The organism is Bacillus sp. bc15 (genome assembly GCF_900142585.1).
Lineage (GTDB): Bacteria > Bacillota > Bacilli > Bacillales > Bacillaceae_G > Bacillus_A > Bacillus_A cereus.
Map to the genome: position 1 here is coordinate 1 of NZ_FRBJ01000026.1, position 10,663 is coordinate 10,663.

Here is a 10,663-nt window from a genome sequence, read left to right on the forward strand (position 1 = left end):
GAAGCCGCCTTTCAATTTCGAACCATGCGGTTCAAAATGTTATCCGGTATTAGCCCCGGTTTCCCGGAGTTATCCCAGTCTTATGGGCAGGTTACCCACGTGTTACTCACCCGTCCGCCGCTAACTTCTTGAGAGCAAGCTCTCAATCCATTCGCTCGACTTGCATGTATTAGGCACGCCGCCAGCGTTCATCCTGAGCCAGGATCAAACTCTCCAATAAAGTTAGTTTGTCTAGCATCTAAAAATAAAAATTGACGTTTCACGTTGTTTGTTTCGTTCAGTTTTCAAAGAACTACTTGGTCGCTCATTTGCGACTTCCTTATGTTAACATCTTCATTTTTCAATGTCAACTAAGTTTTTCAATTTCTTTTTTGTCGTTTTCTGCGTTTCCGCATCAGCGACGTTTATTAATTTACCATATACAAACTATTAACGTCAACACTTTTTAATAAAAAGTTCTTTTTCTTACATAACGAATACATTCCTCTGCGTTAGCAACTCTCCGAAATAAACAAAAAATGATTTTATATCTTTCTTCCATCGCCTTTTTTACAACTTCATGAATACGCTCATCTTCAAAATCAAATAAAAGTTCCTCTAACTCTCTCTTTAATATGTATTCCATCTCTTTTCTCTCTTCTTTTGTCAACATCAGCCCAAGCAAATGATCACCTCAATAATTCCTTACGTAACAATAAACGTTTCGCTCATTTTCACTTATTACAATCCTATCATTCATTATATCCACTACTTACGATATTAATCCTTTGTTCTCTTTTTTATATTTACAGCATATATGTAACTGAAAAGGATTGGACAAAGGGGCGTAATATTATGTTTTTCTTTTTTATTACGAGTAAGAGAACTTTTAAACACATTAGCTTAATAGTGATACTTTCCTTATTTACAGCATGGCTACTCTTTTTAAAAACATATTCACATGAATCTGCTTTTTCAACTGCTACAGGTCCTAAAGTAATTTACAAAGGAGATACCGCTAAAAAGCAAGTTGCATTTACGTTTGATATTAGTTGGGGAGACAAAAAAGCAATTCCAATCCTTGATACTCTTAAAGAAAGACAAATTAAGAATGCAACCTTCTTCCTTTCTGCTGCATGGGCCGAAAGACACCCCGATATTGTAGAGCGCATCATGAAAGATGGACACGAAATTGGTAGTATGGGTTACAATTACACATCCTATACTTCTCTAGAGACGAACGAAATAAGACGAGACCTTTTACGAGCACAAGATGTTTTTACAAAACTTGGGGTAAAACAAGTCAAGCTGTTACGTCCACCTAGTGGCGAATTTAACAAGGTAACCCTTAAAATTGCAGAATCACTTGGATACACCGTCGTGCATTGGAGTAATAATTCCAACGATTGGAAAAACCCAGGTGTAAATCACATCGTTTCCACCGTCTCTAATAATTTGAAAGGTGGAGATATTGTCTTATTACACGCATCCGATTCTGCCCTTCAAACAAATAGAGCTTTACCGCTGCTCCTGCAAAAATTAAAAAGTGATGGATATGAGCAAATATCCGTATCACAACTTATTTCCAACACAAGTACGAAAAGTGAAGATGTGAAATAGCTTCGTCCCTACTACTCTTCACGTATAAAAAGCTCTACTACCTTTCAAAAAGGTGGTAGAGCTTTTTTAATCACACCATTTCCAGTAATATAACTGCTGATATATAAAACCTCTCTCTATTAAGCAGATTTACTCGTTTTTCCGATTAAACGATGTAATACAAGTAATTGATATGCATTACATAACAATAGCGGTATAACCATTAAATATAACCAATCTGTATCATTAATCCGAAGCGCCGGTACCCATTCAAGAATCGTTACAACAACCATAAAGAACAGAGCTGGCACAAATGCTTTTTTATTTGTTTCTTTACTTTTTACATAAGCAACAATTGCTCCAAACACAAATAAAATTCCAGCAACAAGTATGTTATTCCCCAATGAGATTTCCCCATTTGCAATAAGTACAGATCTTAAATACACAAAATCAAATAATACGAATGCAATAAAAAAGAGCTGGACTGCATTCCATAAAGACGATGAGCGAAACATCCCTAGTCCAAAACGATGGATTGTTAAATATGCAAAGAATCCCATTTGACTTATAACGCTAAAAATAAATCCTACACCCATCAACCAGAAAGATACCGCTAAAATCTCCTTAACGTCGAAATTTTGAAAAAATTCATTGTACCTGTCCCACTCCAAAACAAAACCAATAATAACTGTGCTAATCCCACCAAGAAACAACGTCGTTAAAAATAGTCGTACCCACTTGCGGCTATTCACAACACATCCCCCATTATCCTTATATTTCTAATTAAATTGTATCAATGACAATTTCAAAAAGCTAGCCATGTTCATGTATAAATTCCTTAAAGATATTTATATTAAAAAGAGAGAACTGTGCTGAAAGGAGTTCCAACTTATGAAACGGATACTATTCATTTTCGTTTCTTCTTTTCTACTTATCGCACTTGTAGCATGCGCACAAGGAAAAGAAACGAAATCCGAACTAGATTACGATCAAACAAAGAAAATGATTGTTGATATTTTAAAAACAGATCAAGGTAAGAAAGCTATTCAAGATGTATTAACTGATGAAAAAATGAAACAAGCACTCATACTAGATGAAACAGTAGTAAAGAAAACGATTGAAGATGCCATGGTATCCGATAAAGGGCAACAATTCTGGGAAAAGCTCTTTAAAGATCCTGAGTTCTCATCAAAGTTTGCTAAAAGTATGGGGAAAGAACAAACCCAATTAATGAAAACCTTATTAAAAGACCCTGAATACCAAGCAGGCGTTATAGAAATTATGAAAAATCCTGAAGTAGAAAAAATGATGTTACAAACAATGAAGAGTAAAGAATACCGTCAATATCTACAACAAGTACTAACAGAAACTACTGAAAGTCCACTCTTCCAAGCCAAGATGATTGATATCATTAGTAAAGGTGTACAAAAGGCTGAAAAAGGTGGATCTGATAAGAAAGAAGCAGGCGGTGACGGCGGTTCTCAAGGCGAGAAGAAGGAAGAACAGTAAAAATAATAACTATAATAACGAGTGGACAATGTATAAATTGTCCACTCGTTATTACTTTATCTTGCTATTAACAGACAAAATGGCCCTCTAGTTAAGCGAAAGGTTTACTAGTTGTTGCCAGTAACAGATGAGCCCCACTGATTAAAGTTTCGCTTTATTTTTGTGTAACAGCTGTTTTATCAATTACTGTTTCAGCTATTTTACTATAAATAATGCCGGTTGTATGTGTATCTTCATATACCGAAGGAGCAAAGTCTTCTTTATTCCAATCGGGTTGTTGCAGTGGAATACGCCCAAGAACATTTGTTTGTAGTTCGGTAGCTAACTTATCTCCCCCACCTCTTCCAAATACATATTCTTTCTCACCAGTTACCTTACTTTCAAAATATGCCATGTTCTCAACAACACCGAGAATACTATGTTCAGTGCGTAATGCCATCGCTCCAGCACGCGCTGCTACAAACGCAGCTGTTGGATGCGGCGTCGTTACAATAATCTCTTTGCAAGATGGCAACATTGAGTGCACATCTAACGCAATATCACCTGTGCCTGGTGGCAAATCTAATACTAAATAATCTAAATCGCCCCATTCTACTTCTGTGAAGAAGTGGTTTAACATTTTCCCAAGCATAGGTCCTCTCCAAATAACTGGTGCATTATCCTCTACAAAGAAGCCCATTGAGATTACCTTTACACCTAAACGTTCCACCGGAATTATCTTATCACCTCTTACGATGGGACGTTTTTCTATCCCCATCATGTCTGGCACACTAAAACCGTAAATGTCCGCATCAATAATACCAACTTTTTTTCCTAAACGAGCTAAAGCAACTGCAAGGTTAACGGAAACGGTTGATTTTCCCACGCCACCTTTTCCACTCGCTACTGCTAAGAATGTCGTTTTTGAATTTGGTGACAATAAAGATTCACTTTGCTCTGCTTCTTGTTCTGGTGCAAACTGAGCTAATTCCTCTTCTGTAAATTCTGCAAAACGAAGTCCAACTGTTGCTGCTCCAAGTTCTTTTAATAACTTTACAATTCCAGACTGCAACTGCATTTGTTCCGCTGTACCAGTTTTTACGATTGCAATTTTGACACTCACATGTTCCTTCTCAGGCTTGACTGTTACCTCTTTAATTGCACTTGTTTCTTTTAATGTTTTATGTAAAAACGGATCTACAATCCCTTCTAACGCTTCAACCACTTGTTCTTTCGTTACCATAATTAGCCCAGCCCCCTGTATGAAAAATAACGTAATGTTAATTGAATTTATCTCTGCTTATTCTTGAAATAAATGCGTTTACATTTCCAGTATAACATATTTTCCGAAAACTTCGTTAACGAGAGAAACTCAAAAAAATCCTCCTTATTCTGGAGGATTTCCTTTTTCCGTGAAATAGCGTAATATACCCCGGTATATTGCAGCCGCTACCTTTTGCTGATATTTCTCCGAATTTAACATATACCTTTCGTTCACATTCGATAAAAAGCCGGCTTCAATTAAAGCACCTGGTGTTTTAGAATACTTTAATAAATACACATGCGAAATTGTCTTAGCAGAACGATTCGTGTTCTCTAAACTTGTTCTCAATTCAGCCTGTATAAATTTTGCAGCACGTTCATTTTCAATTGAAGAGCGGTAATAGAACGTTTGTGCGCCTTTCGATCCACTACTAGTTAAAGCATTTAAATGAATACTTGCAAAAAAGTCTACATCAGGTTTATTGATGATTTCTACACGTTTTTTTAAATCCTCTGCTTTACGTCTACTATATGACTTTGTATCTTTGTTAGCTAAATCATAATCTCCCTCACGCGTTAAAATAACTAGTGCACCTTGTTCTTGTAAATAGTCTTGTACCTTTTTTGTAATTTCAAGCGTAATATCCTTTTCTATAATATCCTTTCCTCCAACAGCCCCTCCATCTGGTCCACCATGACCAGCATCTAATACAATTACTTTCCCTGATAAGGGTAAATTCCAAGCTCGCCACGATTTTGTAATTTGAAATTCTTGTTTGACTAAAAAAAACAATACAACCGCAGCGAGTGCAAAAGAGATAATTCGAATTCTCTTCATACCTTTCCTCCTCCAGCTAGTCCCTCTAATTACTTATATGGGACAAGAGGAAAGTTTATGCTTGTCTTAATGAAGCTTTAATCGATATCTTCTTTCACCTTTTTCATACCCTTCTTGCCACCACAATCCTATAAACTGCTGACAAGATTCAAAAAGTAATTCCTCATCTTTCAACTTTATTTCTCGCATAGTCATACTCGTTAAAAATTGAAATAGCGTTTCAGTTAATTGTTGTTCTTCTTCTAAAGCTCTATATTTCACATCAAAAAACGATTCACCATAATAACCAAATTTACTATATCTCGCTCCTAATAAATAAGATTCTATCCCTAATTCAATACAGTAATCTTCATACTGACGATGAAGCTCTTGCATTTGAAAGGCATCACGAATATTTGAACGTAATGTTTTTAATGATAATTCCCGCAACATCTTCCGCTCGTATTTTAACTGCTTTTCTTTTTGTTTTTCTTGTAAGCTGACAATGACATTCATAGTACTTATAAACCTCCCTAATACGTATTAGTCTAAACTTCTAAAGAAGAAGCATACGCGCGGTGGTAGCACTAAAATATTCCAAGCTATAAAAATTACAAAAGAGGAATGAAACATAAAAAAACCCCAACCAAAATGGTTGGGGTTTGTAGTTCGCAAAAATTAACGTTTTGAGAACTGAGGTGCACGACGTGCGCCTTTAAGACCGTATTTTTTACGCTCTTTCATACGTGCGTCACGAGTTAATAGACCTGCACGTTTTAGTGTTAGACGGTATTCTGGATCAGCTTTTAATAAAGCGCGAGAAATACCGTGACGAATAGCACCAGCTTGACCAGTGTATCCACCACCATTTACGTTTACAAGTACATCGTAGTTACCTAAAGTTTCTGTTGCAACTAGAGGTTGTTTCACTACTTCACGTAATGCAGCAAATGGGATATAGTTTTCAAAATCACGACCGTTAATGATAACGCGTCCTTCGCCTGGAACTAGGCGTACGCGCGCTACTGAACTCTTACGACGTCCAGTGCCATAGTATTGAACCTGTGCCAAAGTAAGCCCTCCTTTAATTAATTATCCGCGAAGTTCGTAAACTTCTGGTTTTTGTGCTTGGTGTGGATGCTCTGCTCCAGCATACACGTTAAGTTTCTTAGAAACTTGACGGCCTAAGCGTCCTTTTGGAAGCATGCCTTTAATTGCAAGCTCTAACATTTGTACAGGGTAGTTTGTACGCATTTCAAGAGCTGTTCTTTGCTTAAGTCCACCTGGGTGGTTAGTGTGACGGTAGTAAATTTTATCGTTTAATTTATTACCTGTTAAATGAATTTTCTCAGCGTTAATAATAATTACATGATCACCCGTGTCAACGTGTGGTGTAAATGTAGGTTTGTTTTTACCACGTAAAATGGATGCTACTTCAGTAGATAGGCGACCTAAAGTTTGACCTTCAGCATCAACCACATACCATTTACGCTCAACTTCGTTAGCTTTTGCCATAAAAGTCGTACGCATGTGTTTCCCTCCTCGTTATCTTTTCCATAGAAAAAATCTATTGTTTATCTTAAACACGATTTCCTTCCGGGGCTAATCGTGGTTTTAGAAACAATACCATATGTTATGATATACTTTTGAGTTTCTAATGTCAAGCAAATGTTACACCAGGATTAGTTGTTATAGTTTACCTCCCATAGGTAAAGCCCATGACCTGGAGCCATCTTTCCAGCAAACTGACGATTTTGTTTCGCTAAAATCTCTGGAATGCTATCAGGATCAAGCTTTCCTTGCCCTACGTTAAGTAACGTACCAACAATAATTCTGACCATATTATATAAAAATCCATTACCTACAAAACGAAAAATTAATTCATCGTCTTGCTCAATTAACTCGATTTCATAAATTGTTCGCACTTTATCTTTTTTGTCAGTTTTTGCCGAACAAAAAGAAGTGAAATCATGCGTTCCAATAAAATACGGAATTGCTTTTCTTATTTTTTTGATTTCGAGCGGATATGGATATTGATATACGTAATTTCTACGGAATACATCCGCAGTCTTTGATAATAATACACGATAACGATATTCTTTTTTCTCAACACCGTAACGTGCATGAAATTCTTCTGTTTTTTTCTCTACTTGCCTAATAACAATATCATCTGGCAACATTGTATTTAAAGCGTTACTCCATTGCCACTCTTCAAGAGACAAAGGAGTATCAAAGTGTATGACTTGTCCTTTTGCATGAACCGTAGAATCTGTTCTACCAGATGCCTGAACACGAACAAGTTCTCCCTTATGCAATTTCTGTAATGCTTTTTCTATCTCCTGTTGAACAGTACGATGCTTCGGCTGAATTTGATAACCACAAAAATGCATGCCATCATATGCAACCGTACATTTTATTCTATCCATTTCTCTATTCTCCATTACGATCGCACCCATGCCAAAATACAAGCTAAACAAAATAAGCTTACAATCGTTACTGTATCGCTTGTTTTCCAGCGTAGTTGCCTAAATTTAGTACGTCCTTCACCACTTTGATATCCACGAGCTTCCATCGCAATAGCTAAGTCCTCTGCACGCTTAAAAGCACTGATAAACAGAGGAACAAGCAGTGAGATAATAGCTTTCATTCTATCTTTTATCGGTCCCCCAGCGAAATCAATACCACGTGATGCTTGTGCTTTCATTATTTTACTCGTTTCATCCATTAATGTCGGAATAAAACGAAGAGAAATTGACATCATTAATGCGATTTCATGAACAGGAACCTTTATACGCTTCAACGGCTTTAATAACGTCTCCAAACCATCTGTAATTTCAATAGGTGTCGTCGTTAACGTTAATAATGTCGTCATTAAAATAATAACGAAGAATCGTACAGAAATGTATATCCCTTGCTCTAATCCTTTTTCATGTATCGAAAACCAACCAAGCTGGAGTAGTACATCCCCCTCTTTATTTGTAAAAATATGCAGGAAAAATGTAAAAAGAAAAATCCATAAAATTGGTTTTAAGCCCGAAAGTACATAACGAATCGGCACTTTTGCAAAAAATAAAGCAATGAGTGCATATAAAAATAAAAATCCATATGAAATCGCATTATTTGCTAAGAAAACAACAAATACATATAAAAAGACAATCAGCAGCTTCGTACGTGGATCAAGTTGATGAATAAGTGAATTCCCTGGGATATATCTCCCAATAATCAACTGCTGCATGATTCATGACCACCTTTTCGTAACACCTGCACAACTTCATGAGTAAGATCCTCTAAAGATAAGGTAGCCTTTGGAATTGAAATACCAAACTTCTCTTCAATTGCACGTTTATACTTTAATGACATAGGAAGATCCACACCAATTTTCTCTAGTTCATCAGCATGTGAAAATACTTCCTCTGCACTTCCTTGCAAAAAGACCGTTCCTTTATGCATAACTACAATCTGCTCCGCATACTGAGCGGCATCCTCCATATTATGCGTTACAAGGATAACTGTAAGCCCCTTCTCCTTATGCAACTTATAAAACATCTGCATAAGTTCGTTCTGCCCTTTTGGATCTAGACCTGCTGTAGGTTCATCTAATACAAGCACTTCAGGTTCCATTGCCAATACACCCGCTATCGCAACACGCCTCATTTGCCCGCCACTTAACTCAAACGGTGAACGTGTTAACAGTTCTGGCTCTAACCCTACAAGTTCAATTGCCTCTCTTGCCTTTTGCTTCGCTTCTTCTACAGATACCCCAAAATTAGTAGGGCCGAAACAAATATCTTTCTCCACAGTCTCTTCGAACAACTGATGTTCTGGGAATTGAAAGACAACCCCTACTTTTTTACGTAGTGGCTTTAGCTTTTTTTCTTTCTTTCCTGCCGAAATCAAATGTTCACCAATTTGAACTGTACCATTTGTCGGCTGCAATAAACCATTTAAATGTTGAATCATCGTCGACTTACCTGAACCAGTATGACCGATAATGGCATAATAGCCCCCACTTGGAAACGACACGTCTACATCATAAAGTGCGCGTCTTTCAAATGGAGTTTTATATTGATAACGATGTTCTACTTTTTGGAATGTAATCTCCAAAGTTCGTTCACCAAGCTTTCCATTGTAAGATGCGTATTTTGCAAAAGAATTTCATTTCTTTTTAATAATTCTGCTATTTTCACCGAAAACGGTACATCTAAGCCAATTTCTTGGAGCATATGAGAGGATTTGAAAATTTTTTCTGGAGTCCCTTCCTCTAATATTTCTCCCTTATTTAAAATAATGACACGATCTGACTGTGCCGCTTCTTCTAAATCGTGTGTAATTGATAGTACAGTAATACCTTTTTGATTAACAAGTTGTCTAACCGTTTCTACTACTTCACGTCTTCCTTGAGGATCTAACATTGACGTTGCTTCATCTAATATTAAAATAGATGGCTGAAGTGCTAAAACGCCTGCTATTGCCACTCGCTGCTTTTGCCCACCAGATAAGGAATGAGGCTCATCATTAAGAAAATCTTCCATACGGACAAGTCGTAAGGCCTGTTCTAATCTTTCAATCATTTGTTCTCTGGGCATTCCGATATTCTCTAAGCCAAATACAACATCATCTTGCACTGTTGTTCCAACAAATTGATTATCTGGATTTTGAAATACCATTCCAATTTGTTTTCGAACATCCCATACCGTTTCCTCTGATAAAACCATTGAATCATTTACTGTAATAGTCCCTGCTTCCGGCAAAAACAAACCATTCAATAATTTTGCAAGTGTAGACTTTCCTGAACCGTTTTGTCCAATAATAGATACCCATTCTCCCTCATATAAGGAAAATGAAACATCTTTTAATGCATACGTGGCTGCCCCAGGATATTGAAATGATATATTTCCTATCCGAAGTTTCTCTTTTTTCAATAGAAGGCACCCTTTCCTTCGCCAAGCTCGCCTATTTTTATATTTAAAAAAAAGGGCCATGACCAGTTTCTTGAAAAGAACTGTCCTGCCCTTTTAATTATCATTATACTAACTCGATAATTACCATTGGTGCTGCGTCTCCGCGACGTGGACCAATTTTTGCAATACGAGTGTATCCGCCTTGGCGCTCAGCATAGCGTGGAGCTACATCAGCGAATAATTTTTGAAGTGCATCTTGACCAGTCTCAGCGTTAGCTACTTCATTGCGAATGAAAGCTGCTGCTTGACGACGAGCATGAAGATCTCCGCGTTTACCTAAAGTGATCATTTTTTCCACTACAGAACGAAGTTCTTTTGCACGAGTTTCTGTCGTTTGGATGCGCTCGTTGATAATTAAATCAGTAGCTAAGTCACGTAACATAGCTTTACGTTGCGCACTTGTACGGCCTAATTTTCTGTATGCCATTCGTAGTTCCCTCCTTTGTTCATGGGTTTAAATCCTCAGTCGTCTTTACGTAAACCTAAACCTAATTCCTCAAGTTTATGTTTAACTTCTTCTAAGGATTTACGTCCTAAGTTACGAACTTTCATCATA

General features: G+C 37.0%; 15 protein-coding genes and 1 rRNA gene. 2 read left to right on the forward strand and 14 right to left on the reverse strand.

The genetic code is table 11. The features are described 5' to 3' along the window. Positions 1 to 220 (reverse strand): 16S ribosomal RNA (locus BUA87_RS29460); the annotation flags it as partial. Between the two features lie 225 nt (positions 221 to 445). Further along, positions 446 to 664 carry a hypothetical protein gene (locus BUA87_RS29465; protein WP_000901145.1) on the reverse strand — a complete coding sequence of 73 codons (219 nt, stop codon included), beginning with the start codon at positions 662 to 664 and terminating at the stop codon, positions 446 to 448. Between the two features lie 170 nt (positions 665 to 834). On the opposite strand from BUA87_RS29465, the gene pdaB reads away from it, so the two are divergent. Beyond that, the gene (gene pdaB / locus BUA87_RS29470) at positions 835 to 1,599 is read left to right on the forward strand and encodes a polysaccharide deacetylase family sporulation protein PdaB (protein ID WP_000464718.1); all 765 of its coding nucleotides are present in this window, start codon (positions 835 to 837) and stop codon (positions 1,597 to 1,599) included. Positions 1,600 to 1,718: 119 nt separating this feature from the next. On the opposite strand, the gene kbaA is transcribed toward pdaB, so the two are convergent. Then, positions 1,719 to 2,330, reverse strand: a complete 612-nt coding sequence (kbaA, locus tag BUA87_RS29475; RefSeq protein WP_001088531.1) for a KinB signaling pathway activation protein KbaA — start codon at positions 2,328 to 2,330, stop codon at positions 1,719 to 1,721. A gap of 139 nt (positions 2,331 to 2,469) precedes the next feature. Between kbaA and gerD the strand changes: the two genes are divergently transcribed. After that, positions 2,470 to 3,087 carry a spore germination lipoprotein GerD gene (gerD, locus tag BUA87_RS29480; protein ID WP_000821602.1) on the forward strand — a complete coding sequence of 206 codons (618 nt, stop codon included), beginning with the start codon at positions 2,470 to 2,472 and terminating at the stop codon, positions 3,085 to 3,087. Between the two features lie 154 nt (positions 3,088 to 3,241). Here the strand turns inward: gerD and BUA87_RS29485 are convergent, their stop codons facing one another. The 11 genes from BUA87_RS29485 to BUA87_RS29535 form a co-directional block, all read right to left on the reverse strand. Next, complete coding sequence (locus tag BUA87_RS29485; protein ID WP_000256623.1) at positions 3,242 to 4,309, reverse strand: Mrp/NBP35 family ATP-binding protein; 1,068 nt, start codon at positions 4,307 to 4,309, stop codon at positions 3,242 to 3,244. Between the two features lie 144 nt (positions 4,310 to 4,453). Then, a complete protein-coding gene (gene cwlD / locus BUA87_RS29490; protein WP_000822439.1) occupies positions 4,454 to 5,167 on the reverse strand; it encodes an N-acetylmuramoyl-L-alanine amidase CwlD in 714 nt (237 codons plus the stop codon). Positions 5,168 to 5,233: 66 nt separating this feature from the next. Further along, positions 5,234 to 5,662: a DUF2521 family protein gene (locus BUA87_RS29495; RefSeq protein WP_001101005.1), complete on the reverse strand. Its 429-nt coding sequence runs from the start codon at positions 5,660 to 5,662 to the stop codon at positions 5,234 to 5,236. 162 nt (positions 5,663 to 5,824) lie between these two features. Further along, complete coding sequence (gene rpsI / locus BUA87_RS29500) at positions 5,825 to 6,217, reverse strand: 30S ribosomal protein S9 (RefSeq protein WP_000079986.1); 393 nt, start codon at positions 6,215 to 6,217, stop codon at positions 5,825 to 5,827. 21 nt (positions 6,218 to 6,238) lie between these two features. Then, positions 6,239 to 6,676 (reverse strand): 50S ribosomal protein L13, encoded by a 438-nt coding sequence (rplM, locus tag BUA87_RS29505; RefSeq protein ID WP_001260795.1) that lies wholly within the window; start codon positions 6,674 to 6,676, stop codon positions 6,239 to 6,241. A gap of 152 nt (positions 6,677 to 6,828) precedes the next feature. Next, positions 6,829 to 7,572: a tRNA pseudouridine(38-40) synthase TruA gene (gene truA, locus BUA87_RS29510; RefSeq protein ID WP_002094238.1), complete on the reverse strand. Its 744-nt coding sequence runs from the start codon at positions 7,570 to 7,572 to the stop codon at positions 6,829 to 6,831. 14 nt (positions 7,573 to 7,586) lie between these two features. Then, positions 7,587 to 8,381, reverse strand: coding sequence for an energy-coupling factor transporter transmembrane component T family protein (locus tag BUA87_RS29515; RefSeq protein WP_001186530.1), 795 nt, complete (start codon positions 8,379 to 8,381; stop codon positions 7,587 to 7,589). Continuing rightward, the gene (locus BUA87_RS29520) at positions 8,369 to 9,250 is read right to left on the reverse strand and encodes an energy-coupling factor ABC transporter ATP-binding protein (RefSeq protein WP_000406539.1); all 882 of its coding nucleotides are present in this window, start codon (positions 9,248 to 9,250) and stop codon (positions 8,369 to 8,371) included. The genes BUA87_RS29515 and BUA87_RS29520 overlap by 13 nt, the downstream gene beginning before the upstream one ends. Beyond that, the gene (locus tag BUA87_RS29525; protein WP_000711763.1) at positions 9,226 to 10,068 is read right to left on the reverse strand and encodes an energy-coupling factor ABC transporter ATP-binding protein; all 843 of its coding nucleotides are present in this window, start codon (positions 10,066 to 10,068) and stop codon (positions 9,226 to 9,228) included. Before BUA87_RS29525 ends, BUA87_RS29520 begins: the two co-directional genes overlap by 25 nt. A 103-nt stretch (positions 10,069 to 10,171) precedes the next feature. Next, positions 10,172 to 10,534, reverse strand: a complete 363-nt coding sequence (gene rplQ / locus BUA87_RS29530; RefSeq protein WP_000331490.1) for a 50S ribosomal protein L17 — start codon at positions 10,532 to 10,534, stop codon at positions 10,172 to 10,174. Between the two features lie 35 nt (positions 10,535 to 10,569). Next, on the reverse strand, positions 10,570 to 10,663 hold a 94-nt coding region (locus tag BUA87_RS29535; RefSeq protein WP_155891012.1), incomplete at its 5' end, for a DNA-directed RNA polymerase subunit alpha C-terminal domain-containing protein.